At 69.8% G+C, this 25,500-nt stretch carries 26 protein-coding genes and 1 tRNA gene; 10 read left to right on the top strand and 17 right to left on the bottom strand.

The window, feature by feature from the left end; all coding sequences use genetic code 11:
- Nucleotides 1-22: 22 nt before the first annotated feature.
- From FY549_RS10915 to prmC, 10 genes are all read right to left on the bottom strand, one after another.
- The gene (locus FY549_RS10915; RefSeq protein ID WP_149085033.1) at nucleotides 23-919 is read right to left on the bottom strand and encodes a F0F1 ATP synthase subunit gamma; all 897 of its coding nucleotides are present in this window, start codon (nucleotides 917-919) and stop codon (nucleotides 23-25) included.
- Between the two features lie 19 nt (nucleotides 920-938).
- Nucleotides 939-2,579 carry a F0F1 ATP synthase subunit alpha gene (gene atpA / locus FY549_RS10910; protein WP_149085032.1) on the bottom strand — a complete coding sequence of 547 codons (1,641 nt, stop codon included), beginning with the start codon at nucleotides 2,577-2,579 and terminating at the stop codon, nucleotides 939-941.
- Between the two features lie 47 nt (nucleotides 2,580-2,626).
- Nucleotides 2,627-3,418, bottom strand: a complete 792-nt coding sequence (locus FY549_RS10905; RefSeq protein ID WP_149085031.1) for a F0F1 ATP synthase subunit delta — start codon at nucleotides 3,416-3,418, stop codon at nucleotides 2,627-2,629.
- Nucleotides 3,418-3,975 carry a F0F1 ATP synthase subunit B gene (locus tag FY549_RS10900; protein ID WP_149085030.1) on the bottom strand — a complete coding sequence of 186 codons (558 nt, stop codon included), beginning with the start codon at nucleotides 3,973-3,975 and terminating at the stop codon, nucleotides 3,418-3,420. Before FY549_RS10900 ends, FY549_RS10905 begins: the two co-directional genes overlap by 1 nt.
- Before the next feature lie 27 nt (nucleotides 3,976-4,002).
- Nucleotides 4,003-4,242, bottom strand: a complete 240-nt coding sequence (atpE, locus tag FY549_RS10895) for an ATP synthase F0 subunit C (protein ID WP_101846290.1) — start codon at nucleotides 4,240-4,242, stop codon at nucleotides 4,003-4,005.
- Nucleotides 4,243-4,285: 43 nt separating this feature from the next.
- Complete coding sequence (gene atpB, locus FY549_RS10890) at nucleotides 4,286-5,074, bottom strand: F0F1 ATP synthase subunit A (protein ID WP_187614963.1); 789 nt, start codon at nucleotides 5,072-5,074, stop codon at nucleotides 4,286-4,288.
- A 144-nt stretch (nucleotides 5,075-5,218) separates the two neighbouring features.
- Entirely contained in the window at nucleotides 5,219-5,725 is a 507-nt protein-coding gene (locus tag FY549_RS10885; RefSeq protein WP_149085029.1) for a hypothetical protein, read from the bottom strand.
- A complete protein-coding gene (locus FY549_RS10880; RefSeq protein WP_136052107.1) occupies nucleotides 5,722-6,894 on the bottom strand; it encodes an MraY family glycosyltransferase in 1,173 nt (390 codons plus the stop codon). Before FY549_RS10880 ends, FY549_RS10885 begins: the two co-directional genes overlap by 4 nt.
- Nucleotides 6,891-7,586 (bottom strand): L-threonylcarbamoyladenylate synthase, encoded by a 696-nt coding sequence (locus tag FY549_RS10875; protein ID WP_149085028.1) that lies wholly within the window; start codon nucleotides 7,584-7,586, stop codon nucleotides 6,891-6,893. The genes FY549_RS10880 and FY549_RS10875 overlap by 4 nt, the downstream gene beginning before the upstream one ends.
- Nucleotides 7,587-7,638: 52 nt before the next feature.
- Complete coding sequence (gene prmC / locus FY549_RS10870; protein WP_149085027.1) at nucleotides 7,639-8,499, bottom strand: peptide chain release factor N(5)-glutamine methyltransferase; 861 nt, start codon at nucleotides 8,497-8,499, stop codon at nucleotides 7,639-7,641.
- A 97-nt stretch (nucleotides 8,500-8,596) separates the two neighbouring features.
- Here prmC and cysK point away from each other — a divergent pair, with 97 nt between their 5' ends.
- Together cysK and epsC are read left to right on the top strand one after the other, a co-directional pair.
- A complete protein-coding gene (gene cysK, locus FY549_RS10865; protein WP_149085026.1) occupies nucleotides 8,597-9,535 on the top strand; it encodes a cysteine synthase A in 939 nt (312 codons plus the stop codon).
- 8 nt (nucleotides 9,536-9,543) lie between these two features.
- The gene (gene epsC / locus FY549_RS10860; RefSeq protein ID WP_149085025.1) at nucleotides 9,544-10,113 is read left to right on the top strand and encodes a serine O-acetyltransferase EpsC; all 570 of its coding nucleotides are present in this window, start codon (nucleotides 9,544-9,546) and stop codon (nucleotides 10,111-10,113) included.
- 18 nt (nucleotides 10,114-10,131) lie between these two features.
- On the opposite strand, the gene prfA is transcribed toward epsC, so the two are convergent.
- The 5 genes from prfA to lysA form a co-directional block, all read right to left on the bottom strand.
- Nucleotides 10,132-11,211: a peptide chain release factor 1 gene (gene prfA, locus FY549_RS10855; RefSeq protein ID WP_149085024.1), complete on the bottom strand. Its 1,080-nt coding sequence runs from the start codon at nucleotides 11,209-11,211 to the stop codon at nucleotides 10,132-10,134.
- An 8-nt stretch (nucleotides 11,212-11,219) separates the two neighbouring features.
- A complete protein-coding gene (gene rho, locus FY549_RS10850) occupies nucleotides 11,220-13,175 on the bottom strand; it encodes a transcription termination factor Rho (protein WP_222930637.1) in 1,956 nt (651 codons plus the stop codon).
- Between the two features lie 164 nt (nucleotides 13,176-13,339).
- Nucleotides 13,340-14,308, bottom strand: coding sequence for a homoserine kinase (gene thrB / locus FY549_RS10845; protein WP_200838742.1), 969 nt, complete (start codon nucleotides 14,306-14,308; stop codon nucleotides 13,340-13,342).
- On the bottom strand, nucleotides 14,305-15,609 hold the full coding sequence (locus FY549_RS10840) for a homoserine dehydrogenase (protein WP_149085022.1): 1,305 nt from the start codon (nucleotides 15,607-15,609) through the stop codon (nucleotides 14,305-14,307). The genes thrB and FY549_RS10840 overlap by 4 nt, the downstream gene beginning before the upstream one ends.
- A gap of 21 nt (nucleotides 15,610-15,630) precedes the next feature.
- Nucleotides 15,631-17,049: a diaminopimelate decarboxylase gene (lysA, locus tag FY549_RS10835; protein ID WP_149085021.1), complete on the bottom strand. Its 1,419-nt coding sequence runs from the start codon at nucleotides 17,047-17,049 to the stop codon at nucleotides 15,631-15,633.
- A gap of 147 nt (nucleotides 17,050-17,196) precedes the next feature.
- Here lysA and FY549_RS10830 point away from each other — a divergent pair, with 147 nt between their 5' ends.
- From FY549_RS10830 to FY549_RS10815, 4 genes are all read left to right on the top strand, one after another.
- Entirely contained in the window at nucleotides 17,197-18,270 is a 1,074-nt protein-coding gene (locus FY549_RS10830; protein ID WP_187614855.1) for a YihY/virulence factor BrkB family protein, read from the top strand.
- 54 nt (nucleotides 18,271-18,324) lie between these two features.
- On the top strand, nucleotides 18,325-19,215 hold the full coding sequence (locus FY549_RS10825) for an alpha/beta fold hydrolase (protein WP_149085020.1): 891 nt from the start codon (nucleotides 18,325-18,327) through the stop codon (nucleotides 19,213-19,215).
- Nucleotides 19,216-19,278: 63 nt separating this feature from the next.
- Nucleotides 19,279-19,569: a hypothetical protein gene (locus FY549_RS10820; RefSeq protein WP_149085019.1), complete on the top strand. Its 291-nt coding sequence runs from the start codon at nucleotides 19,279-19,281 to the stop codon at nucleotides 19,567-19,569.
- A gap of 1 nt (nucleotide 19,570) precedes the next feature.
- Nucleotides 19,571-20,305, top strand: coding sequence for an alpha/beta fold hydrolase (locus FY549_RS10815; protein WP_149085018.1), 735 nt, complete (start codon nucleotides 19,571-19,573; stop codon nucleotides 20,303-20,305).
- A 14-nt stretch (nucleotides 20,306-20,319) separates the two neighbouring features.
- Here the strand turns inward: FY549_RS10815 and FY549_RS10810 are convergent, their stop codons facing one another.
- Together FY549_RS10810 and argS are read right to left on the bottom strand one after the other, a co-directional pair.
- Nucleotides 20,320-21,165 carry an LmeA family phospholipid-binding protein gene (locus FY549_RS10810; protein WP_149085017.1) on the bottom strand — a complete coding sequence of 282 codons (846 nt, stop codon included), beginning with the start codon at nucleotides 21,163-21,165 and terminating at the stop codon, nucleotides 20,320-20,322.
- 7 nt (nucleotides 21,166-21,172) lie between these two features.
- The gene (argS, locus tag FY549_RS10805; protein WP_149085016.1) at nucleotides 21,173-22,837 is read right to left on the bottom strand and encodes an arginine--tRNA ligase; all 1,665 of its coding nucleotides are present in this window, start codon (nucleotides 22,835-22,837) and stop codon (nucleotides 21,173-21,175) included.
- A 93-nt stretch (nucleotides 22,838-22,930) separates the two neighbouring features.
- Between argS and FY549_RS10800 the strand changes: the two genes are divergently transcribed.
- The 4 genes from FY549_RS10800 (at nucleotide 22,931) to nhaA (ending at nucleotide 25,468) form a co-directional block, all read left to right on the top strand.
- On the top strand, nucleotides 22,931-23,740 hold the full coding sequence (locus FY549_RS10800; RefSeq protein ID WP_149085015.1) for an SGNH/GDSL hydrolase family protein: 810 nt from the start codon (nucleotides 22,931-22,933) through the stop codon (nucleotides 23,738-23,740).
- Between the two features lie 16 nt (nucleotides 23,741-23,756).
- Nucleotides 23,757-23,829: transfer RNA gene (locus FY549_RS10795), tRNA-Arg, on the top strand.
- 105 nt (nucleotides 23,830-23,934) lie between these two features.
- Nucleotides 23,935-24,108 (top strand): hypothetical protein, encoded by a 174-nt coding sequence (locus FY549_RS16530; protein ID WP_187614854.1) that lies wholly within the window; start codon nucleotides 23,935-23,937, stop codon nucleotides 24,106-24,108.
- Nucleotides 24,109-24,169: 61 nt separating this feature from the next.
- Entirely contained in the window at nucleotides 24,170-25,468 is a 1,299-nt protein-coding gene (gene nhaA / locus FY549_RS10790) for a Na+/H+ antiporter NhaA (protein WP_149085014.1), read from the top strand.
- Nucleotides 25,469-25,500 lie beyond the last annotated feature (32 nt).

Genomic DNA, 25,500 nt, shown 5'->3' with positions numbered 1-25,500 from the left:
TCGTCTCTTTCCTGAGGGTCTGTCAGCTCGATGCGAGAGCGTCGGCGCCACCGACGATCTCGGCGATCTGCTGGGTGATCTCGGCCTGACGCGCATTGTTGCGCAGGCGGGTGTAGTCGGTGATGAGCTTGTCGGCGTTGTCGCTGGCCGACTTCATCGCCTTCTGCGTCGCGGCCTGCTTGGCGGCGGACGACTGCAGGAGGGCGTTGAAGACGCGGCTCTGGATGTACACCGGCAGGATTGCGTCGAGCACCGTCTCGGCGTCGGGCTCGAACTCGTACAGCGGGTACACGGTGCTGCCCGCCTCCGAGTCGTCGGCCTCCGCGATCTCCAGCGGCAGCAGGCGCACCGATTCCGGCGTCTGCGTCATCATGCTGACGAAGCGGTTGTACACGAGGTGGATCTCGTCGACGCCGCCGTCCTCTCCCCCACGGTTGAAGGCCTCGAGAAGCGTCTGCGAGATCTCCTCCGCCGTGTGGAACGAGGGGGTGTCGGTGTCGCCGGTCCACTCTGCAGCGGCCTCGATACGACGGAACTGGAAGTACCCGACGGCCTTACGGCCCACGAGGTAGAACACCGGCTCCTTGCCCTGCTCGCGCAGGAGCTCCGCCACCTCGAGACCCTCACGGAGGATCTGCGAGTTGAAGGCTCCGGCCAGCCCGCGGTCCGACGAGAAGATCACGACCGCGGAACGGCGGATCGTCTCGGGCTCGCGAGTGAGCGGGTGGTCGACGTTCGAGTGCGTCGCGACGGCGGACACGGCCCTCGTCACGGCCCGCGCGAAGGGGGTGGACGCCTTGACGCGTGCCATCGCCTTCTGGATGCGCGAAGCCGCGATGAGTTCCATCGCCTTCGTGATCTTCTTGGTCGTCTGAGCAGAAGAGATCTTCTGCTTGTAGACCCTGAGTTGAGCGCCCATGAATCAGTACCTCACGCGATTACGCGCGACGACCCTTGACGATCTTCTCCTGGTTGACGTCCTCGGCCTCGGCCGCAGCGTGCTCCTCGTGGCCCGGGGCGCCGATGGCGTGTCCCTTGCCGCCCTGGAACTCCAGGAGGAAGTTGTCGGTCTGCTTGTCGAGCTCGGCGACGGTGGCGTCGTCCAGCACGTTCGTCTCCCGCAGGGTGTCGAGCACCTTGGTGTTGCGACGCAGGTAGTCGAGCAGCTCGCGCTCGAAGCGCAGCACGTCCTCGACCTCGATCGTGTCGAGCTTGCCGTTGGTGCCGGCCCAGATCGAGACGACCTGCTCCTCCACCGGATACGGCGAGTACTGCGGCTGCTTGAGCAGCTCGGTCAGACGGGCACCGCGCGAGAGCTGACGACGCGACGCGGCGTCGAGGTCCGACGCGAACATCGCGAACGCCTCGAGCGAGCGGTACTGAGCCAGCTCCAGCTTCAACGTTCCGGAGACCTTCTTGATCGACTTCACCTGGGCGTCACCACCGACACGCGACACCGAGATACCCACGTCGACCGCGGGACGCTGGTTGGCGTTGAAGAGGTCGGACTGCAGGAAGATCTGGCCGTCGGTGATCGAGATCACGTTGGTCGGGATGTACGCGGAGACGTCGTTCGCCTTGGTCTCGATGATGGGAAGGCCCGTCATCGAACCGGCGCCGAGCTCGTCGGACAGCTTCGCGCACCGCTCCAGCAGACGCGAGTGCAGGTAGAAGACGTCACCCGGGTAGGCCTCGCGGCCCGGCGGGCGGCGCAGCAGCAGGGAGACGGCACGGTAGGCCTCGGCCTGCTTCGACAGGTCGTCGAAGATGATGAGGACGTGCTTGCCGCCGTACATCCAGTGCTGACCGATGGCCGAACCGGTGTAGGGGGCAAGGTACTTGAAGCCGGCCGGGTCGGACGCGGGAGCAGCCACGATGGTGGTGTACTCCAGAGCGCCGGCCTCCTCGAGCGCGCCCTTCACCGAAGCGATGGTCGAGCCCTTCTGACCGATGGCGACGTAGATGCAGCGGACCTGCTTGTTGACGTCTCCGGACTCCCAGTTGGCCTTCTGGTTGATGATTGTGTCGATCGCGATGGCCGTCTTGCCGGTCTGGCGGTCGCCGATGATGAGCTGACGCTGGCCGCGGCCGACGGGGATCATCGCGTCGATCGCCTTGATACCCGTCTGCATCGGCTCGTGAACCGACTTGCGCTGCATCACGCCAGGGGCCTGGAGCTCGAGCTCGCGGACGCCCTCGGTCGCGATCGCGCCGAGGCCGTCGATCGGGTTGCCGAGCGGGTCGACCACGCGGCCGAGGTAGCCGTCGCCGACGGGGACGGAGAGGACCTCACCCGTGCGGGTGACCTCCTGACCGGCCTCGATGCCGGTGAAGTCGCCGAGGACGACGACACCGATCTCGTGCTCGTCGAGGTTCAGCGCGAGACCCTTGGTGCCGTCGGCGAAGGTCACGAGCTCGTTCGCCATGACGCCGGGAAGTCCCTCGACGTGGGCGATGCCGTCCGCGGCGTCGATGACGGTGCCGACCTCGGTCGCCGCAGCCCCGGTGGGCTCGTACGCGGCGGCGAAATCCTTCAGCGCGTCACGGATGACGTCGGGGCTGATCGATAGTTCTGCCATTGTCTTCCCTTTGTATCTGGGTGCGCGGTTCCCCGCGCGAAGTCGTGTTAGCCCGCGAGCTTCTGGCGAAGGTCGGCGAGTCGTGCGGAGATGCTGCCGTCGATGACGTCATCGGCGATCTGCACGCGCAGGCCTCCGACGACGCTGGGGTCGATGACGACGTTGAGGGACACCTGGCCGCCGTATCGCTGCGACAGCGTCTGCTCGAGTCGCGTGCGCTGCGCGTCGCTGAGCTGGGTCGCCGAGTGCACGGTGGCGACGAGGCGACCGCGCTGGCTCGAGACGATACGCATCGCCCGGCTCAGGAGCTGACGCACGCGGCGCTCACGCGGCTGACGCACCAGGGACGTGACGATGAGTGCCGTCGGAGCGCTGGCGGAGCCGTCTGCGAGGAGACGCTCGACCAGGGCGGCCTTCGCGTCCTCTCCCCCGAGCCGGCTGCCGAGTGCGAGTTCGAGCTCCGGGTTCGCCGCGATCACCCGGGAGAAACCGAACAGCTCCCCCTCGATGTCCGCACCGGACTCGGCGATGGTCGCCGCCCGGATCGCGAGCTCTTCGAGACCGTCGATCAGCTCGGATGCGTTCGACCAGCGTTCGGCCACCGCGGTGCGCAGGACATCCTGCGTCGCGGAGCCGTACTGCCCGAACACCGCCGACACGACGTTCTGCCGCGCCGAGACCGGAGCCGAGGGGTCAGCCAGCGCGCCGCTCAGCTGAGACGAATCGCCCACGGCACGCGCGGCGGCGAAGAGCTCCCGCGCGGTCTCGAGAGTGACGTCCTTCGCTGCGGCAAGCGTCTGAGTGGATGCCGCGAGTGCCTGAGCGGTCGCGCTGCCCATTACTGAGCCGCCTTCTCGGATGCTTCGAGATCGGCGAGGAAGCGGTCCACCACGGCGGTCGCGCGAGCGTCGTCGGAGAGCGTCTCGCCAACCACGCCGCCGGCGAGGTCGAGAGCGAGCGAACCGACCTCGCTGCGCAGGGAGACGAGGGCCGTCTGGCGCTCCGCCTCGATCTGCGTGTGCGCGGTGGCGGTCAGGCGTGCAGCCTCGCTGGCCGCGGTCTCCTTCGCCTCGGCGATGATCTTCTTGCCGTCCTCACGGGCGGCCTCTCGGATCTCCCCGGCCTCGGTGCGCGCCTCGGCGAGCTGGCGGGTGTACTCCTCGAGAGCCGCCTCCGCCTGCTTCTGCGCCTCATCGGCCTTGGCGATGTTGCCCTCGATGGCGGCGGACCGCTCGTCGAGCATCTTCGTCAGTCGGGGAAGGGCGACCTTCCACACGACGATGAGGATGATGAGGAACCAGAAGCCCGACCAGATGATGTCGTACCACGCGGGGATCAGCGGGTTGTTGGCCGCCTCACCCTCAGCCGCGAGGTTCGTGACAAGAGCGTTCAGCATCCTGTCTCCTTCAGAAGTCGGTGATGATTACGCGGGGAAGGGGATGAATCCGACGGCGATGCCGACGAACGCAAGCGCCTCGGTGAAGGCGATACCGATCCACATGAGGACCTGCAGGCGACCGGCCAGCTCGGGCTGACGGGCGACGCCCTCGATGGTCTTGCCGACCACGATGCCCACACCGATGGCCGGGCCGATGGCCGCGAGGCCGTAGCCGACCGCCGCGAGGTGGCCGTTGATTTCAGCGAGAACCGTAGTTGCGTCCACGGGTTTTTCCTTTCGTTGGGTGGGAGGGCTGTTGCCCGCCCGCTCAGTGCTCTTCTGCGACCGCGAGCTGGATGTAGACCGCGGTGAGGACGGTGAAGACGTAGGCCTGCAGCACGGCGACCAGCACCTCGAAGAGGGTGAACGCGCCACCGAAGGCGAGGGTTCCGATACCGAGAGCGGCCCAGCCGCCGCCCGCGGTGAAGAAGAAGAACTGGGTCGCTGCGAAGCAGAGGACCAGGATCATGTGACCGACGACGAGGTTCATCAGCAGTCGCAGGGTGAGGGTCACCGGGCGGATGATGAACGTCGAGATGAGCTCGATCGGCGTCACGATGAAGTAGACCGGCCACGGAACACCGGACGGGAAGAGCGCGTTCTTGAAGAAGTTCTTCGGGCTCTTCTTGATCCCCGCGTAGATGAACGTGACGTAGCTGACCACGGCCAGAGTGAGCGGGACGGCGATGATCGCCGTGCCCGGCATGTTCAGGAACGGGATGATGCCCGTGATGTTCATGAACAGCACCATGAAGAAGATCGTGGTGAGGATCGGGAGGAACCGGTCCCCGTCCTTGCGACCGAGCAGATCGTGCGCGATACCGCCGCGGACGAAGCCGAGGCCCATCTCGACGAGGCTCTGGAACCGGCCGGGGACGACCTTCATGCGGCGGGTGCCGAGCCAGAGGATCAGGACCACGGCGATCACCGAGAGGAACTGGATCAGGTGGATCCGGTTGACCGGGATGGGTCCGACGTGGAAGAGGATCTCCGGGAAGAACTCATCGATCGAAGGTCCGTGGAACTCGCCATCCGAGGACGCGAGTCGGGGGGTCAGGGTCGCAGCAAGATTAAACAGCGCGGGCTCCAGCTTCGGGGCACCGGTCAGAACCGGGGCGACGATGGTCGGTGTGCTACACAGCGCAAGCGCTCGCGGGCGAGCGGCGGGCACTCCTCAACACTATCAGAATCCAAGGGTTGCCTAAGACCGCGGGCCGGCGTCCGCGGGGCCGTCGACAGCACCCGGAGCACGGTCCTCCGGCACCTCGGTGGGCAACGTGGTGTCGCTCACGTTCGGCAGGCGCATCTGCGTGAGCACCACGACATCGATCACCAGCGACATGACGACACCCGCCACGATCGAGAGGAAGAACACCATCGGCTCGAGCCACGGCTGGCCCGCGAGCACGATCATCACCAGGACGAACACGCCGAGCTTGAGCAGCCAGCCGCCGAGCACGATGGCGAAGAACAGCTGCACGTAGAGGGGGTCGCCGTACCAGCGATTGGCGATCAGGATGCTGAGGCCGGTGATTCCGAGGAACAGCGCGGAAAGGAGCACCCCGAGGAGGCCGCTGACCAGCCCCTCGCCCTGGGCCACGGCGAAACCGATCCCGCCGGCGACGAGCGCGAGCACGACGGTGGCGACGGCCGACCAGACGAGGGTACGTCGCAGGATCGGGGTGCTGGAAACGGGGCTCGGACTCATCGGGGCTCCAGGGGGATCGGGTCGGGCGCAGCGCCCGCGGCGGTCTTTCGTCGGCGGGTGGGGCTCAGGGTGATGACGAGGCACGCGGCGATGCCGACGACACCGAAGGCGACACCGGGAAGGTACTGGCCGGGCCAATCCTCCCGGGCGCCGACGTACATCAGGAGGACGGCGAGCGAGATGACGGCCGTCCACGCGTAGAAGATGAGGACCGCGTCGCGGTCGCGGTGCCCGAGGTCCAGCATGCGGTGGTGCAGGTGCTTGCGGTCGGGCGAGAACGGAGACCGGCCCGCGCTCATCCGACGCAGCACGGCCAGGCCGAAGTCCAGCAGCGGCAGGAGAACGACGAGCAGCGGAAGCAGGATGGGCAGGAAGGCGCCGACGAGCTGCGAGCGGCCGAGTCGCTCGGGGTCGAGCGCGGACGGGTCCATCTGCCCGGTGATCGCGATGGCGGAGGTCGCCATGAGCAGTCCGATCACCAGCGCACCCGAGTCGCCCATGAACAGCTTCGCCGGGCTCCAGTTCAGCGGGAGGAAGCCGAGGCAGGCGCCGATGAGGACGGCGGCGAGGAACGTCGAAAGGTTGAAGTAGCTGGAGGCCCCGGAGTCGCGCGTGAAGATGTACGAATAGGCGAAGAAGACGCCGTTGGAGATCAGGCAGACGCCGGCGACCAGACCGTCCAGGCCGTCGATGAAGTTCACGGCGTTCATGACGATGACGATCGCGAACATCGTGATCGTGATGCTCAGCCAACTCGAGACCACGATCAGGTCGCCGAACGGCAAGGACAGAATCTGGAGGCCGCCGCCGACCGTGATGATGCCCGCGGCGAGGAACTGCGCGCCGAGCTTGATCATCCAGTCGATGTCCCAGAGGTCGTCCATGACCCCGATGACCGCGATGAGGAGGGCGGCCGCGAGGATGGACCACATGGTCTGCGGCGGCGTCCAGATGCTCTGGAAGAACGGGTTGGCGGCCGAGACCGCGAAGGCGGCGACGATGCCGAGGAAGATCGCGACCCCGCCCAGCCGCGGGGTGGGCGTCGTGTGGACGTCGCGCTCGCGGATTCCCGGGTAGAGCTTGAAGCGGAGGCTCAACCGCCACACCGCCCACGTCAGGACGAAGGTGATCGCGGCGGTGACGATGATCGTGAAGAGGTACTGCTTCACGAATCCCCGTCCTGCTGCTCCGGCTCGAGCAGGTCGCCCAGCACCTCCTGCAGCTGCTCCCGCGTCACGACGCCCTGGCGCAGGATCCGGACGACTCCTGCCTCACCCTCGGACCCGCGACGGACCAGGGACGTCGCGTCGATGATGGTGGAGGCGACGCCGTTCTTGCTCATGCCGTCGTCCAGGTACACCGCCACGCTGTCGCCGAGCATCTTCTCCGCGTCCAAGGCTGAGATCGCCGCCGCCTTGCCCGTGAGATTGGCGCTGGACACGGCGAGCGGGCCCGTCTCCGCCAGCAGCTCGAGCACCACCCGACCCTCCGGCATGCGCACGGCGACGGTGCCCTGGGTCTCCCCCAGGTCCCACACCAGCGACGGTTGCGCGGGAAGGACGATCGTCAACCCGCCGGGCCAGAAGGCGTCGACGAGGCTCTGGACCGGCTCCGGCACCGACTCCGCGAGCGCCGCGAGGGTCTCTTTCGTGCCGACGAGCACGGGCGGCGGTTGGTTGCGACCCCGCCCTTTGGCGTCCAGCAGGCGCTGCACCGCCGGCGGGGAGAAGGCGTCGGCGGCGACCCCGTAGACGGTGTCGGTGGGAATGACGATGAGGTCGCCGCGGCCGATCGCCTGGCGCGCATTGCGCATCCCGGCGAGCAGCTGCGCCTCGTCGCTGCAGTCGAAGATGGTGGACATGACGGTTCGATTCTACGCGGGGGTGGTTCGGGACGAGCTCGACGCTCGCTGATCAGGGTCGGACGGCCGTGGTGGCACGGTCGCGCAGCGTCAGGTCGCGGTGCGTCGCCGCGGCACGCCAGCCGTCGGCGGCGAGCAGTTCCCTGATCGCCACGCCCTGCCGTTCGCCGTGCTCGATCACGAGCGTGCCGCCCGGCCGGAGCAGGCGCAGCGCCCTGGTGCTGAGCACCCGGACGACGTCGAGGCCGTCCTCCCCGCCGTAGAGCGCGAGGGCGGGATCGAAGAGCCGGACCTCCGGATCCCGCGGGATCGCCTGATCCGGAACGTACGGCGGGTTCGAGATGACGACCGTGGCCGTGCCGTCGAGCTCAGGGAACGCCGCGGCCAGGTCGGAGAGGACGAGCGTGAGGTTGTCCACGCCCTCGACGTTCCGGCGCGCCCAGTCGTGGGCCTCCGGAGAGATCTCGGCGGCGTAGATGCGGGAGTGCGGGACCTCGGTGGCCATCGCGAGCGCGATGGCACCGCTCCCCGTGCCGAGGTCGACCCCGATCGGCGACGGCTCCCCCGAGCCGAGGAGGGCGTCGATGGCGTACTGCACCACCGTCTCGGTCTCGGGGCGCGGCACGAACACCCCGGGGCCGACCGCCAGCTCCAGGTGTCGGAACGGCGCCGTACCGGTGAGGTGCTGCAAGGGCTCGCGGCGTGCGCGCCGGGCGACGAGGGCATCCAGCGCGACCGCGTCCTCGTCGGGGAGGCGATCGCCGCGGACGACGGCGGCCTGCACCTCGCCGCGGCGCTGTCCTCGCACGTGTCCGACGAGCAGCTCGGCATCGACGAGGGGGTCAGGGACACCGGCGTCGGCGAGACGCTGCGCGGCGGCGCGCACGGCCGCAGCGAGGGAGAGGTCGGGCATGGCTCCAGCGTAGAGTGCGCAGCCGTCACAATGCCCCGGCCCCCATCGCGCTCGCCTAGGCTGGAGCGGCAGCGCACCCGCACAGGAAGGCTCCCCCATGTCCGGCATCCACCCCGACATCACCACTGCTTTCGGCAACACCCCGCTCGTCCGCCTCAACCGCGTGACCGAGGGCCTCGGTGCCACCGTGCTCGCGAAGCTCGAGTACTACAACCCGGCGTCCAGCGTGAAAGACCGCATCGGCATCGCCATGATCAACGCGGCCGAGGCCGCGGGCGAGCTCTCCCCCGGGGGCACCATCGTGGAGTCGACGAGCGGCAACACCGGCATCGCGCTCGCGATGGTCGGCGCGGCCCGCGGTTACCGCGTCATCCTCACCATGCCGGCGTCCATGTCGAAGGAGCGCCGGGTGCTGCTCAAGGCCTTCGGCGCGGAGATCGTCCTCACCGACCCGACGAAGGGCATGAAGGGCGCGATCGAAGAGGTCAAGCGCATCGTCGACGAGACTCCCGGCGCGGTCTGGATCCGGCAGTTCGAGAACGCCGCCAACCCGCAGATCCACCGCGAGACCACCGCGCAGGAGATCCTCCGGGACACCGACGGCGCCGTCGACATCTTCATCGCCGGTGTCGGCACGGGCGGTACCGTCACCGGAACGGGACAAGCCCTGAAGGCGGCCAAGCCGGATGTCCAGGTCATCGCCGTCGAGCCGAAGGACTCCCCCGTCCTCACCGAGGGGCACCCCGGACCGCACAAGATCCAGGGCATCGGTCCGAACTTCGTGCCCGACGTGCTCGACCGCGACGTGCTCGACGAGATCATCACGGCGGAGTTCGCGGACTCGCTGCGCGTGGCCCGCGAGCTCGCAGCGAAGGAGGGCCTGCTCGTCGGCATGTCCTCCGGCGCCGCGGTATCGGCGGCGCTCACCGTCGCGGCTCGTCCGGAGAACGCCGGCAAGACCATCGTCGTGATCATCCCGGACACCGGTGAGCGGTACCTCTCCACCGCGCTGTTCGAGGACCTCCGCGAAGACTGAGGTCGTCGATGGGCTTGATCGGGCGAATGCGGGAGGACGTCGCGGCCGCGCGCCTTCGTGATCCCGCCGCGCGCACCGCGCTCGAGGTGGCGCTGCTCTACCCCGGGCTGCACGCCATCTGGGCACACCGTGTCTCGCACGCCCTCTGGCGTCGACGCCTCCGGCTCCTCGCGCGCGCCGGATCCCAGGTGTCCCGTTGGTTGACGGGCATCGAGATCCACCCCGGAGCCCGGATCGGTCGCCGGTTCTTCATCGACCACGGCATGGGCGTCGTGATCGGCGAGACGGCCGAGATCGGCGACGACGTGCTCATGTATCACGGCGTGACCCTCGGCGGGCGGACACGGGATGTCGGGAAGAGGCACCCGACCCTGGAGGACGGCGTCGCCGTCGGCGCAGGGGCGAAGATCCTCGGCCCCGTGACGGTCGGCGCACGTTCGGTCGTGGGCGCCAACGCCGTGGTCACGAAGGACGCCCCCGCCGACAGCGTGCTCGTCGGCGTGCCGGCGAAACCGCGGCAGCGGACCGCCGGTGAAGACACCAGGGCGCTACTGACCGCCCCGGACTACTCCATCTGACGGTCGGCGCGGGGCGGGTCAGCCGTCGGAGCCGACAGCGGCCAGGCGTGCCTCTTCATCGGCGGCGATCGCGCTCTCGATGATCGGATCGAGAGCGCCATCCATGACCTGGTCGAGGTTGTACGCCTTGAACCCGGTCCGGTGATCCGCGATCCGGTTCTCGGGGAAGTTGTAGGTGCGGATGCGCTCCGAACGGTCCATGCCGCGGATCTGCGACTTGCGCGCGTCGGAGGCGGCCGCGTCGAGTTCTTCCTGCTGCTTGGCGAGGAGTCGAGCCCGCAGCACACGCATCGCGGCCTCGCGGTTCTGCAACTGCGACTTCTCGTTCTGCATCGAAACGACGATGCCCGTCGGCACGTGCGTGATACGCACCGCGGAGTCGGTCGTGTTGACCGACTGACCGCCCGGGCCCGACGAGCGGAACACGTCGATCTTCAGGTCGTTCTGGTCGATGTGGATCTCCTCGGGCTCGTCCACCTCCGGGAAGACGAGCACGCCGGTGGTCGAGGTGTGGATGCGCCCCTGTGACTCCGTCGCGGGGACGCGCTGCACGCGGTGGACTCCCCCCTCGTACTTCAGGTGCGCCCAGACCCCCTGCGCCGGATCGGACGAGGAGCCCTTGATAGCGACCTGGACGTCCTTGTAGCCGCCGAGGTCGGACTCGTTGCGCTCCAGCAGCTCGGTCTTCCACCCCTTCGACGCGGCGTACTGCACGTACATCCGCAGCAGGTCCGCAGCGAAGAGCGCCGACTCCGCACCGCCCTCCCCCGCCTTGATCTCCATGATCACGTCGCGCGCATCGTCGGGATCGCGCGGGATGAGGAGTCGTCGGAGGCGCTCCTGCGCCGCCTGCACGCCCTCCTCCAAGGAGGGGATCTCCGCGGCGAATACCTCATCCTCGCGCGCGAGCTCCCGTGCCGCCTCCAGATCGTCGACGGCACCCGTCCAGGCCTCGTGCGCTGCGACGATGCGCGACAGCTCGGCGTACCGACGGTTGACGCGCTTCGCGCGTGCCGCGTCGGCGTGCACCGCCGGGTCGGAGAGCTCCTCCTGTACCCGGCGGTGTTCGTCGATCAGAGTCTGGACGGACTCGAACACTCAGGGCCTCAGCGGATGTTGTTGTCGTGTCCGTGGGCGCCCGAAGGCAGCGTCGGGATCGACTTCTGCATCTGGACGAGGAACTCCACGTTGGAGTGGGTCTCCTTGAGCTTCCCGAGCACGACCTCCAGCGCCTGCTGCGGGTCGAGGCCGGCGAGGGCGCGGCGGAGCTTCCACGTGATCTTGACCTCGTCCGCCGAGAGCAGCATCTCCTCGCGACGGGTGCTGGACGCGTTCACGTCCACCGCCGGGAAGATGCGCTTGTCGGCGAGCTGGCGCGACAGCCGCAGTTCGCTGTTGCCGGTTCCCTTGAACTCCTCGAAGATGACCTCGTCCATCTTCGAGCCGGTCTCGACGAGAGCCGTGGCGAGGATCGTGAGGGATCCCCCGTTCTCGATGTTGCGGGCGGCACCGAAGAAGCGCTTCGGCGGGTACAGCGCGGAAGCGTCGACGCCGCCGGTGAGGACGCGGCCGGACGCCGGAGCAGCCAGGTTGTAGGCACGACCGAGGCGGGTGATCGAGTCGAGCAGCACGACGACGTCGCGGCCCAGCTCGACGAGACGCTTGGCACGCTCGATCGCGAGCTCGGCGACCGTGGTGTGGTCCTCCGCCGGACGGTCGAACGTCGAGGCGATGACCTCGCCCTTCACCGTGCGCTCCATGTCCGTGACCTCTTCGGGGCGCTCGTCGACGAGCACGACCATGAGGTGGACCTCGGGGTTGTTCTGTGCGATCGCGTTGGCGATCTGCTGCAGGACGATCGTCTTGCCGGCCTTGGGCGGCGCGACGATCAGGCCGCGCTGCCCCTTGCCGATCGGTGCGACGAGATCGATGATGCGCTGTGTCAGCTTCTCCGGAGCCGTCTCCAGCCGGAGGCGCTCCTGCGGATAGAGCGGGGTGAGCTTGCCGAACTCCACGCGGGTGGCGGCATCGTCGACCGAGAGGCCGTTGATCGAGTCGACCTTGACGAGGGCGTTGTACTTCTGGCGGCCCTGCTGCTCGCCTTCGCGCGGCTGCTTGATCGAGCCGACGACCGCGTCGCCCTTGCGGAGGTTGTATTTCTTGACCTGGCCGAGCGAGACGTAGACGTCGCTGGGGCCGGCGAGGTACCCGGTGGTGCGCACGAAGGCGTAGTTGTCGAGCACGTCCAGGATCCCGGCGATCGGGATGAGGACGTCGTCTTCGGTGATCTCCGTCTCGAACTCGTCGACCTGCGCTCCACCGCGGCGCTTGTTGCGCTGGCGGTTGCGTCCGTTGCCGTTGCCGTTGCCGGACTGGTCGTCCTCCGCGGGCGCGTTCTGGGGCTGCTCCTGACCGCCGCCCTGGCCGCGGCCGCGGTTACGGTTACGGTTTCGGCTGCGGCCTCGGCCGCCCTGCTCCTCGCCGTTGTCGCCGTCGCCGTTCGCGTCCTTCGCGGGAGCGTCCGCGTCGCCGGAGTCGCCCTTCGTGGCACCGCTGTCGTTCTTGGCGTCGTTCTTCGCGCCGTCGTTCTTGGTCTGTCCGCCTCCGGACGCCTCCGGCTCTGCGGCCTCCGTCGCGGCGCCCGCCGATGCGGCCTCGACCGTCTCGGCTGCCGCCGGGGCCTCGGCATCGGCCTTCTTCGTGCGGCGACCGCGTCCGGACTTCGGTGCCGCGGCCGGAGCCTCGGCGCCCTCGGCAGCCGGCGCCTCGGCGGCCGCCTGCTCGGTGGGGGCCTCGGCATCCGCCTTCTTCGCGCGGGTGCGGCGCGGCGCCTTCGCCTTCGGCGCGGCCTCCGCGGCCTCCGCGGACTCACCCGCAGCCGCGGGCGCCTCAGCGGAACCGGACTCCTCCGCGGACTTGGCTGCCTTGGCGGCGGCCGTGGCGGTGCTCGCCCGGCGCGGCGCGCGCTTCTTGGCCGGAGCCGACTCGGTCACCTGCTCGGCGACGGCGGCAGCGGCGGCCGGAGCCGCCTGATCGTTCTGGGTCTCGGAGAGGTTCTCCACGAGTACTCCCTTATAGGTCATGGGAAATGAGCGTGAACGCGCACAACGGGTGCTGCGCACGATCGCACGGGCTGACGCTCGGCGTCAGCCAGCCTCGGCACTTGTGCCTCAGGGGTTCGCGTGCGGGTCTTGCAAGAGATGCAATCGGGCCAGATTCACGAATGCTACGTGGAGCCCTCCGCTCGATCCCCCACTGTACCACCACGGACGTCGACGGCGAGCAGGAGCGCCTCCCACGGGGTGTCGGTCACCTGGTTGGCCAGCTCCACGGCGTCCAGACGGCTGCCGGGGCCGTCGGCGAGCACGAGCACGCTGGGTCCCGCGCCAGAGACGACCGCGGCGAAGCCCGCGGCACGCAGCGCCTGTACGAGCCGCTGCGTCTCGGGCATGGCCCCGGCGCGGTAGTCCTGGTGCAGTCGGTCGGCGGTCGCGTCCAGCAGCAGCTCCGGGCTCTGCATCAGGGCCGCGATGAGCAGCGCTGACCGCGACACGTTGAACACCGCGTCCGCCGTGGAGACGTGCGGGGGCTGCAGCGAGCGGGCCTGCGAGGTCGACATGGTGTACGAGGGGACGAGGACCAGCGGGGACACGCCGCGATGCACGAGGAGCTTCTTGTGCTGCGGTCCCCTCTCCCCCATCCAGGCGATCGTCAGGCCACCGAAGAGCGCGGGAGCCACATTGTCCGGGTGGCCCTCCAGCTCGGTCGCGAGCCGCAGCAGATCGGTGTCGGTGAGGTCCACGTCACCCGCCAGCAGCCCCTTCGCCGCCAGCACGCCGGCCGCGACCGCCGCACCGGAGGAACCGAGACCTCGGCCGTGCGGAACGGCGTTCTCGGCCAGGATGCGCAGCCCGGGGACCGGACGCCCCGCGTCGGCGAACACATAGGTGATCGTGCGCACGATGAGGTTCGACGCGTCACGCGGGATCTCCGCGGCGCCGGAGCCGGAGACCTCGATCTCGAGCTGCCCCTCCGGCAAGGCGGTCACTTCGAGGCGGTCGTAGATGCCGAGCGCCAGTCCGAGCGTGTCGAAGCCGGGGCCGAGGTTGGCGCTCGTCGCGGGCACCGTCACCTCGACCGTACGGCCGACGCGCGCACCGTGCTCCTCCGGGGCCGGAGCCGTCACGGTCGTCACTCGCCTTCCACCCGGAGCACGGATACCACACGGGCGACGACATCGCTCTCGGCGAGCACGTCCACAGTGTCGCTGAGCGCCTGTTCGGTCGCGCGGTGCGTTCCGATGATGAGACGTGCGGTCGGCTCGTCCTCCCCCTCGACGGTCTGCACGACGGTGGCGACGGACACGCCTCCGTCGCTGAGGATGCTCGCGACGGTGGCCAGCACGCCGGGGGCGTCCGAGACCTCGAGGGTGATCTGGTACCGCGTGGTGACGTGGCCGATGGGCACGACGGGCAGGTTCGCGCGCGTGGACTCACCCACCCCGACGCCGCCCGCGATGTGCCGGCGTGCGGCCGAGACGACGTCACCCAGGACGGCGGAGGCCGTCTGCACGCCGCCCGCCCCCGCTCCGTAGAACATGAGGGAGCCGGCGGCCTCAGCCTCGACGAAGACGGCGTTGTTCGCTCCGTGCACGGAGGCGAGCGGGTGCGAGACGGGGACGAGGGCCGGATAGACCCGCACGGAGATGGACTCCGCACCGTTGGCCTCGATCCGCTCGCAGACCGCGAGCAGCTTGATGACGAAGCCGGCCGCCCTCGCCTCCTCGATCATCGACGCGGTGATCGAGGTGATGCCTTCTCGGTGCACGGCGTCCAGCGGCACGGCGGTGTGGAAGGCGAGGCTGGCGAGGATCGCGGCTTTCTGCGCGGCGTCGTAGCCCTCGACGTCGGCAGTCGGGTCGGCCTCCGCATACCCGAGGCGCTGCGCATCGGCGAGCACGTCGGCGAAGTCGGCACCCTCGGTGTCCATCCGGTCGAGGATGTAGTTCGTGGTGCCGTTGACGATGCCCATGATGCGCACCACCCGGTCGCCGGCGAGCGAGTCCCGCAGCGGACGGATGATCGGGATGGCCCCCGCGGCGGCCGCCTCGTAGTACACCGAGGCGCCGACGCGGTCCGCGGCTTCGAACAGCTCGGGGCCGTGGGTGGCCAGCAGCGCCTTGTTGGCCGTGACCACGTCTGCACCGGAGCCGATCGCCTGCAGGATGTTCGAGCGGGCGGGCTCGATGCCGCCGATGAGCTCGATCACGATGTCGGCGCCGAGGATGAGCGACTCGGCATCCGTCGTGAAGAGCTCCTTCGGCAGCTCGACGTCGCGGGGGGCATCGAGGTTTCGGACGGCGATGCCGGCGAGTTCCAGCGCGGCCCCCGCCCGGTCGGCGAGCTCGTCGCCGTGGCGGAGCAGGAGGGCCGCCACCTGGGAGCCGACGGCTCCGGCGCCCAGCAGCGCCACGCGAAGTCGTCTGTAGTCAGTCATGGATGCTCCTTCGGGGGTGGGTCATCGTGCTCCCTCGGGGGCATGTGCCCCGTCGATGCCCGCGTCTCGGGCCAGCAGGTCGTGGACGGTCTCGCCGCGGACGATCAGGCGCGAGTGCCCGTCACGGACCGCCACGATCGGCGGCCGCGGGACGTGGTTGTAGTTGCTCGCGAGCGAGGCGCAGTAGGCACCGGTCGCCGGCACCGCGAGCAGATCGCCCGGTGCGACGTCGCCTGGCAGGAACTCGTGGTCGACGACGATGTCGCCGGACTCGCAGTGCTTGCCGACCACGCGGCTGAGCTGCGGATCGCCCGTCCCCGTGCGCGAGGCCAACCGGGCGGAATAGCTGGCGCCGTAGAGGGCCGTCCGAGCGTTGTCGCTCATGCCGCCGTCGACGCTGACGTAGCGACGGGTCGCCCCGGAGGCCACCGTGACGTCCTTCGTCGTGCCGACCTCGTAGAGGGTGACCCCCGCCGTGCCGACGATCGCGCGACCGGGCTCGAAGGAGAGCGCGGGCACGGGGATGCCGCGCGCGGCACATCCCTCGGCCACCGCCGCCACGATGCCGTCGGCCAGCTCGTCGATGGGAGTGGGGTCGTCGACCCGGGTGTAGGCGATACCGAAGCCGCCACCGAGGTTCAGCTGCGGTACCGGGCCGTCCTCGAGCAGCGCCGCGTGCAACTCCAGCACGCGCGACGCGGACTCCCGGAAGCCGGCCACGCCGAAGATCTGGGAGCCGATGTGGCAGTGCAGGCCTGCGAACTCCAGGCCCGGGATCTCGCGGATCCGGGCCACGGCGGTCTCCGCCTCCGAGAGCGGAAAGCCGAACTTCTGGTCCTCGTGGGCGGTGGCGAGGAAATCGTGGGTCTCGGCGTGGACGCCGCTGATCACCCGGACCATCACGCGCTGCACCGCGTCGGTGCGGGCGGTGATGGCGGCCAGACGCTCGATCTCGATCGCGCTGTCGACGACGATCGTGCCGACGCCGAGCGCGACCGCGCGCTCCAGTTCCGCCACCGACTTGTTGTTGCCGTGGAAACCGAGCGAGGCCGGGGCGACGCCCGCGGCGAGCGCCACCTCGAGTTCGCCTCCGGTGCACACGTCGATGCGGAGCCCCTCGTCGACGACCCACCGGGCGACGGTCGTGCACAGGAAGGCCTTGCCCGCGTAGTACACCTGTGCGACCGTTCCGTGTGCGGCGGCGGCGCGGTCGAACGCTTCGCGGAAGGCCCTGGCGCGTCGGCGCACCTCGTCCTCGTCGAGCACGAGCAGCGGGGTGCCGTAGGTCCGGACGAGCTCAGGCGCGGGGACACCGGCGAGAACGAGCGATCCGTCCTCGTCCCGCCGCGCCGACGCCGGCCAGACCCCAGCCGCGAGATCGTTCGGATCGTCGGGGATGACGAGCCAGTCCGGAGCGAGCGTGGCGGCAGAGTCGAGCACGGAACACCAATCATGGGACGGATCTCGGGCGGAAGGCGCACATCGAGTTGCCCCGATTCTAGGGCACCCCCCGGACCCGCCTGGTCATGGTGACACGCCGCGTCAACCCCCTGGGGACCGCCGTCGGGCGGCTCATAGGGTAGGGGCGTGGCAGACACCGACACCCGAGACTCCGAGAACCGCTCCGCAGCCCCGGCACGACCGGGACTCGTCGCCCGCATCACCGGACCGATCATCGCCTGGGCACTGGCCCGGCGCCCGGTCAGGGCGGCACTGCTCTACACCGAGCGCCGCGGCCCGATGCTCGCGGACAGCGTGACCTACCGCGCCCTGTTCAGCGTCTTCGCGGGCGTGCTGCTCGGCTTCTCCCTCGCTGCTCTCTGGCTCTCCGGCAATCCGGACGCCTGGCGGGCCATCATCGATGCCGTGCAGTCGGCAGTCCCCGGGCTCATCGGTGAGGACGGTGTGATCAGCACGAAGGACCTCCGGGCCCCGGCATCATTCTCGATCGCCGGGATCATCTCTCTCGTCGCTCTCGTGGGGGCCGCGCTGGGTGCCATCGGGTCTCTCCGCACCGCCATCCGTACCATCGCCGGCACGATCCAGTCCGACATCCTGTGGATCTGGGTCATCATCCGCAACCTGCTCCTGGGCGTCGGCATCGGGCTCGCCTTCGTTCTCGCCGCCGGGGTCACGTTCATCGGCCAGCTCGGCGTCACCTGGATCGGGGACCTGCTCGGCGTACCGTCGGATTCGCCGCTGCTCGCGTGGACGGTCCGGATCCTGTCGCTGCTGGTGGTCTTCATCCTGGACGCGGCCCTCATCGTCGGCGCGTTCCTCCTGCTCTCCGGGGTGCGCCCCGCGGCGCGGTCGCTCTGGGCGGGCGCGTTCCTCGGCGCCTTCGGCCTGATCGTGCTGCAGCAGCTCTCCGGACTCTTCGTGGGGGGCGCGACGAGCAACCCGCTGCTCGCCTCCTTCGCGTCGCTGCTCGCCCTGCTGATCTGGCTGCAGCTGTCCACGCAGGTCATCCTCGTCGCCTGCGCCTACATCGTCACGGCCGAGGAGGAGCGTGGCGATCGACTCCACGAGCGGTACGGCGCGCGCACCTTCGTCCAGCGCCGACTGCAGCGCGCGGAGGTCGACGTCAAGATCGCCACGGCCGAGCTCCGCGACGCCCAGCGCGCGGCGGCCGAGGAGAACGGCACGGCTGAGAAGGGATGACGCTCCTCGTTGTGGCCGCGACGGATACGGTGGTCACGACGAGGGGGGGTCCGCATGTCTGCACCAAGACGGCACACCGTGGCAGTCCGCGGCGCGGACGTGTCGGTCGTGGAGTGGCGCCCCGCCGCGGAGACGCAGGCGCCTGTGCTGCTCCTGCACGGCGGCGGTGCAGACAGCGCGGAACTCTCGTGGGGCGAGGTCGGGCCGGCGTTGGCTGCCGCCGGGCACCGCGTGCTCGCGCCTGACCACCCCGGTTACGGGCGCAGTCCGCGCCTCGGTGCGGCCCTGACGCAGGAGCACCTGGTGCAGTACGTGGGCGACCTGGTCGATGCCCTCGGGTTGCGGTCGTACGCCATCGGGGGCCTCTCCCTGGGTGGCGGGCTGGTGGTGGGGCACCTCCTCGACCGTCCGGATGGCGCGACCTCCGCAGCACTCCTGGGCAGTTATGGGTTGATGCCCCGCCTGACGGACGGGATGTTCGGCCCCATCGCCCACCTGTCGACCTTCCTTCTCCTGCGTTCCGGGCTGCTCGGCACGATGACACGCGCATATGCGCGCGACCGGAAGTCGATGGCGCGCGGCCTCCAGGCTCTCGTGCGCTCCCCGGATGCCCGTACCCCCGCTCTCGTCGACGCGGTTCTCGCCGAGGCCGCGACCGGCCCCGGTCTCACGACGTTCGGCGGCTGGCAGCGTGACCAGATGCGACCGCTGCGGCTCCGCACCGACTACCGGAACCGGCTCTCCGAGATCCGCGTCCCGGTCCTTCTCGTGCACGGTGAGCGGGATTCCGGCGTGTCGCTGAAGCGAATCGAGGAAGCCGCGAAGAGTCTGCCGGCGGGGCAGCTCCTGGTCGCTCCCGGTGCCGGGCACTGGGTGCAACGCGACCGCCCGGACCTCGTGATCCCCGCGCTGCGCGAGTGGTTCGCCCGAAGGCCCGATGCCTAGGCCGTTGGCGGCGACCGCCGGGGCCGCACCTTCGACCCGGCGGCGCTGCTCGGCGACGACCTCATGACCGCCGCGTTCCTCGACGTCGCGGGAGTGCTCGGCGCGCACGTCGCCGCGCGGCCACCCGCCCGGTACCGGGCGCGTCACGACCATGTCGTCGACGGAATCCGCACACGGCAGGATGGGCGCCGGATCGTACCGGACGTGGAGCCCGGCGCTCTGGTCCTCGCGCTGCCCAGTGCCACCCTCGGGGTGCTCTGCGCCGCGCGCACGCTGGGTCCCCTCGACCGGCGCACGCCCGAGAGCGCCATCGACACGATCGGCCGCATGGCCGCGAGCTTCGAGACGGAGTGACATGCATCACGAGACGTTCGGTCCGCCGGGCAGGCCGCCCCTCCTCTTCCTGCACGGCGGCGGCGTCGCCGGCTGGATGTGGGAGCCGGTGCGCGGTCATCTCCACCCCGAACGGCGGGTCATCGTCCCGGATCTCCCGGGCCACGGCCGCAGCGTGACAGCCGACTACACGTCTCATGAGGAGACGGTGGCAGCGCTCGCACCGCTGCTGGAGCGGGAAACGGGGCCGGCGACCGTGGTCGGCTTCTCACTCGGCGCCCAGCTCGCCGTCCTGCTCGCGGCGCGGCGACCCGATCTCGTCGCGGACGCTGTGGTGATCAGCGCCCAGGCGGAACCGCTGCGCGCCATCGGACCGACGCTCGCGCTGCTCCGGCTGACGGCCGGCCTCGCCAGGAACGAGCGCTTCGCCCGCCTGCAGGCACGAGAGCTGTTCATCCCGGAAGAGCTCCTCCCCCGCTACCTGGAGACCTCGCGCACCATCTCCCGTACGACCCTGCTGCGCGCGGTCGAGGAGAACCTGCGTTTCACAGCCCCGCCCGCCTGGCGCGCGCACTCCGGCACCGCGCTGGTGCTCGTCGGCGCAGAAGAGAAGCCCCTCATGCGCCGTTCCGCCGCGCTGCTGAGCCGCGTGCACGCCGGCTCCACGCTCGAGGTCGTCGAGGGGTGCGGACACGGCATCCCCCTGCAACGTCCGTCGGAGCTCGCTGCCCGGCTGGAGAAGCGCCTGGCCCCCTGATCCGGGGGGACCGCTCAGCGGTCGCAGGTGCCCTTCTCCTGGAGTGATTCGTCCGTCACGATCGCTCCGTCGACGTCGATGTCGATCACGGCCTCGCTGCCCACGATCTCGAGGCCGGTCAGAGTGAGACCGGCCGGGAGCTGGTTCGCGATGCACACGCGCCGGGGCTCCGTGATCCCCTCACCCAGAGAGCCGAGTGACGATCCCACACGGTCGAGATCGATGTCCACCCCGCCGACGCTCGCCGCCACCGGCGTGAGTTCGAGGTCTCCTTCGACCGCTCCGGGCTTCAGGGTCACCGACACGGGCACCGCGGTGCCGAGCACCGGGAACGAACCCCCGAGCGTCGCGTTCGGCGCGGCGAACTCGACCGTGTCCACGGGCAGCTCCGTGTCGGAGAGCAGCGCCGTGAACTGATCTTGATCGATGCGGATCGTGCCGTCCGCGCCGCCGAGGTCGCCGCCCCGCAGAGGGACCGACGTCGCCGTGACATCCGCCGCCCCCGTAATCCCCTCCAGGGTGACGGCCTCGGTGGACAGGTGCAGCGTGTCGAGGCGGCCCGCGACGAGCTGCGGCAGCAGGAGTCCCTCGGTCTCGACGTCGAGCTGCTGGTCGGCAGGGAGGTCGAGCTGCTCGATCACGATCGAGCGGACGGCCCCGGGAAGAACGGCCCGCGCGACGAGCTCCGCTGCGACGACGAGCAGCGCGAGCACGACGACGACGATGAGCACGACCCACGGCCACCGGCGGCGGCGCGCGACCTTCGCGGGCTCACGACCGTCCGCAGAGTCGGGGATCACGAGGGTCGGATGCTCGCCCGAAGGCTCCGGGTAGGGCAGGGTCCGGTTGTCGTCGCTCATGGGGCCCCTACATCCGCTCGGGTGCGGAGACGCCGAGCAGGTCGAGTCCGTTGCGGAAGACCTGCCCTGCGGCGTCGTTGAGCCAAAGACGCGTGCGGTGCACATCCTCCACAGGGGCGTCGCTCAGCGGGATCACTCGGCAGTTGTCGTACCAGCGGTGGTAGAGGCCGGCGAGCTCTTCCAGGTAGCGGGCGACGCGATGAGGCTCGCGCACCTCGGCAGCAAAGGCCACGATGCGCGGGAATTCCTGGAGCGCGCCCAGCAGCGCGGCCTCGGTCTCGTGCGTGAGCGTCTCCGGGGCGAAGACCGACCGGTCGACGCCGGAGTCCGTGGCGTTGCGCGCGACGTTGTGGGTACGGGCATGCGCGTACTGCACGTAGAACACGGGGTTGTCGTTCGTGCGCTTCTGCAGCAGCTCCGGGTCGAGGTCGAGCGGCGAATCGGCGGGGGAACGCTCCAGCGAGTAGCGCAGCGCGTCCGTGCCGAGCCAGTCGAGCAGGTCGTCCATCTCGATGATGTTCCCCGCGCGCTTGCTGAGGCGCGCGCCGTTGATCGAGACCATCTGGCCGATCAGCACCTCGATGTTCTTCGCCGGGTCGTCGCCCGCCGCCCCTGCGACCGCCTTGAGGCGGTGGACGTAGCCGTGGTGGTCGGCCCCGAGCAGGTAGATCTTGTCGCGGAAGCCGCGGTCGCCCTTGTTCAGGTAATAGGCGGCGTCGGCGGCGAAGTAGGTGTACTCGCCGTTCGAGCGGCGGATCACGCGGTCCTTGTCGTCGCCGAAGTCGGTCGTACGCACCCACACGGCGCCGTCCTGGTCGAACACATGGCCCTGCTCGCGCAGACGGTCGACGGCCTGGTCGATGAGGCTGGAACCCGAGGCGTCCTTCGCGTGGAGCGTGCGCTCGGAGAACCACACGTCGAACGGCACGTTGAAGCGCTCGAGGGAGTTCTTGATCTCCGCGAGCTGGTACTCGTAGCCGAGCTCGCGGGCGATGGCGAGCTGCTCCGTCTCCGGAAGGTCGAGCAGGTCGGGGCGGGCCTCCCGCACGCGGCCGGCGAGCGTCGCGATGTACTCGCCCGGGTAACCGCCCTCCGGAGTGGGCTCCCCCTTGGCTGCAGCCAGCACGGACGCGGCGAACCGGTCCATCTGCACACCGGCGTCATTGATGTAGTACTCGCGTACCGCGTGGGCACCGCTGGCGAGGAGCAGGCGGACGATCGCGTCGCCGAGGGCAGCCCAGCGGGTGTGCGCGATGTGCAGCGGTCCGGTGGGGTTGGCGGAGACGAACTCGACGTTCACGCTCACGCCTTCCTGCGAGGAGTTCGTCCCGTAGGCGGGACCGGCGTCGACGATGACCTTCGCGAGCGCACCCGCGGCCGCCGCGTCGAGGCGGATGTTGAGGAACCCCGGGCCGGCGACCTCGGCGCTCGCGATGCCGTCCACACCGGACAGCCCGTCGGCGATCTGCTGGGCGAGCTCGCGGGGGTTCGTACCGAGCGGCTTCGCCAGGCGCATGGCGATGTTCGAGGCCCAGTCGCCGTGGTCGCGGTTGCGCGGGCGCTCGAGCACGATGTCGGCGGCGGAGAGGTCGAACGGCTCGCCCGGACGTCGTTCCTCGGCGATGGGGGCGAGGACGGCGAGGAGGGCGTGGGCGAGCGTTTCAGGATTCATAGACTGCCCAGTTTACGGGGGTGCGCCGGCTCGTTCCGTCCCCCCACGTCGCGTGGAGTTTGCGATCCGTCCTCCGTGATCTACTCTCATGCCATGAACGCCCCCGCCGCCTCTCGCCGACTGCGCATCGCGGGTGTCGCCGCCACCCTCCTCGTCGCCGTCGCCGCGGGCGTCCTCGGTGTCTGGCGCCCCTGGGTTCCGGCACCCTCCTCCGCGCCGATCGGCGCCCCCGCCGGAGACGAGGCGACCACCGTGATCGCCCCCGTGCCTCTCGCGCTCCCCGATGAGCCGACCGTGCTCGTCTTCGGTGATTCCTGGACCTACGGCTCGGCCGCCTCCGAGCCCACCTTGGGCTACGCGTACGTGCTCGCCGATCTCCTGCACGGCTCCACCATCGTGGACGGCGTCCGTGGCAGCGGCTACCTCAAGCCCGGTATCGACGGCCCCACCTTCGGCGACCGCATCGCCGCCTTGGACCCGACCCTGGATCCGGATCTCGTCATCATCCAGGGCTCCATCAATGATCGTGCCCAGGGGGCGGCCGGCTATCGAGAGGCCGTGACCTCCGCCTGGGACGCACTGACCGCGCTGTACCCGGAGGCGGCGATCGTCGTGCTCGGCCCCGCGCCGCACGAGCTGCCGGTCGGTGCCGAGACGGCACGGATCGACCGAGACCTCGCAGCACTCGCCTCGGCACGCGGCTGGTGGTACATCTCCCCCATCGAGCTCGACTGGATCACCGACGACAACTATCGCTCCGTCATCGACGTCGAGGTCGGACGCAAGCACCCGTCCACCGACGGGCACCGCTACCTCGCGGAAAAGCTGGCCGCAGCGCTCGACGAACTGCGCGCCGCGCCGGTCACGGAGGCCGGCATGTCGGAGACCACCCCCGACGAGTGATATTGTCGATCGGTACGCCTCCGTAGCTCAGTGGATAGAGCGCCGGTTTCCGGTACCGTAGGTCGCAGGTTCGACTCCTGTCGGGGGCACGGACAGCAAGAGGGATCGTCCGCACGGACGGTCCCTCTTCCCGTCTTCCGATGTCCCCAGGACTCCGTCAGCAGACCCGGCGCACGGACCGATAGCCTGGATCCGTGCCCTCCCTCCACGTCGCCGGTTCGACGCGCGCTCCGCGCCGCCTGTCGTCCGCGACGCCGATGACGGAGTGGATGCGCGTGGTCCTGCACCCCGGCACCAACGGGTGGACGAGCGTCTGGGGCACCCTCTCGCACGGCGAGATCGCTGGCTGCCCGCCGCCACGGGGATAAGCCGCGCCCGGACGGGTGCGGCGCCATCGCGTCACCCATCCATCTGCCGTGAGGTATCCCTGTGTCTTCTTCGTCGTCCCCTACCCGTTTCCGCCTCGCGCCGCATGAGCTCTGGCGCGGCATCCGCTCCACCGCCCGCAGCGACGTGCTCGGCGGTGGCCTGCTGCTGACCGCCACGCTCGCCGCGCTGATCCTCGCCAACTCCCCCGCCGCCCCCTGGTACGAGGCCGTCAGGGACTTCCGCTTCGGGATTCCGGAGTGGCACCTCGAGCTCAGTGTCGGCGCCTGGGCCGCCGACGGCCTGCTCGCGGTGTTCTTCTTCGTCGTCGGACTGGAGCTGAAGGAGGAGTTCGTCGCCGGTCGCCTCCGCGATCCGCGCCGTGCCGCTCTTCCCATCGCCGGCGCGGTCGGCGGTGTGGTCGTGCCTGCTCTGATGTTCGTCGCGATCAACGCGACCTCTGGCGGCGACGTGCTGCGGGGGTGGGCGATCCCCACGGCCACCGACATTGCGTTCGCGATCGCCGTGCTCGCCGTGGTCGGCCGCTTCCTGCCCCCGGCCCTGCGGGTGTTCCTGCTGACGCTCGCGATCATCGACGATCTCATCGCGATCACGATCATCGCCACCTTCTACACCGAGAGCATCAGCTTCCCGTGGTTGATCCTCGCGCTCCTTCCGCTCGCGGGCTTCGCGCTCGCCGCGCAGAACGGCATCCGGTCCTGGTGGATCCTGCTCCCCCTCGCCCTCGCCGTGTGGGGGTTCGTGCATGCGTCGGGGGTGCATGCGACGGTGGCCGGAGTGCTGCTCGGCTTCATGGTGCCCGTGCGTCCGACCGAGCGCGCGCGGGTGCGCACCGGAACGGACGCCGACGGCGCACCCGTGTACGACGGCCTCGCCGCGCACTTCGCCGACCGCTGGGGCGTCGTGGCCACCCTCGTCGCCGTGCCGGTGTTCGCGTTCTTCTCGGCCGGAGTCGGGATCGGCGGTGTCGACGGTCTCGTCTCGGCGCTGACCGACCCGATCACGATCGGGATCATCGTGGGGCTCGTCCTCGGGAAGCCGATCGGCATCCTTCTCACGACGTTCCTGCTGAGCCGTGTACCGGCGCTTCGTGTCGACGAGTCCCTGCGGTGGCCGGACCTCGCGGGCATGTCCCTCCTCGCCGGCATCGGATTCACCGTCTCGCTCCTGGTGGGTGAGCTCGCCTACGGCAGCAGCAGCGTCGCGGACGATCACGTGAAGATCGGCGTCCTCGTCGGATCGCTCCTCGCGGCGGTGTTCGGTGGAGTCGTGCTGGCGGCTCGGAGCGGCCGGGCTCGCCGCGGATCATCCTCCCGACTGCCGGATCTGTCAACGCCCTGAGAGGCGCTTCCCCCCGCGCCTACGTTCGGCGC

Origin of the sequence: Microbacterium sp. 1S1, assembly GCF_008271365.1 — a bacterium.
Classification (GTDB): Bacteria; Actinomycetota; Actinomycetes; order Actinomycetales; family Microbacteriaceae; genus Microbacterium.
The sequence above is the reverse complement of the archived record's forward strand: the minus strand, read 5'-3'. Positions and strand labels throughout refer to the sequence as shown.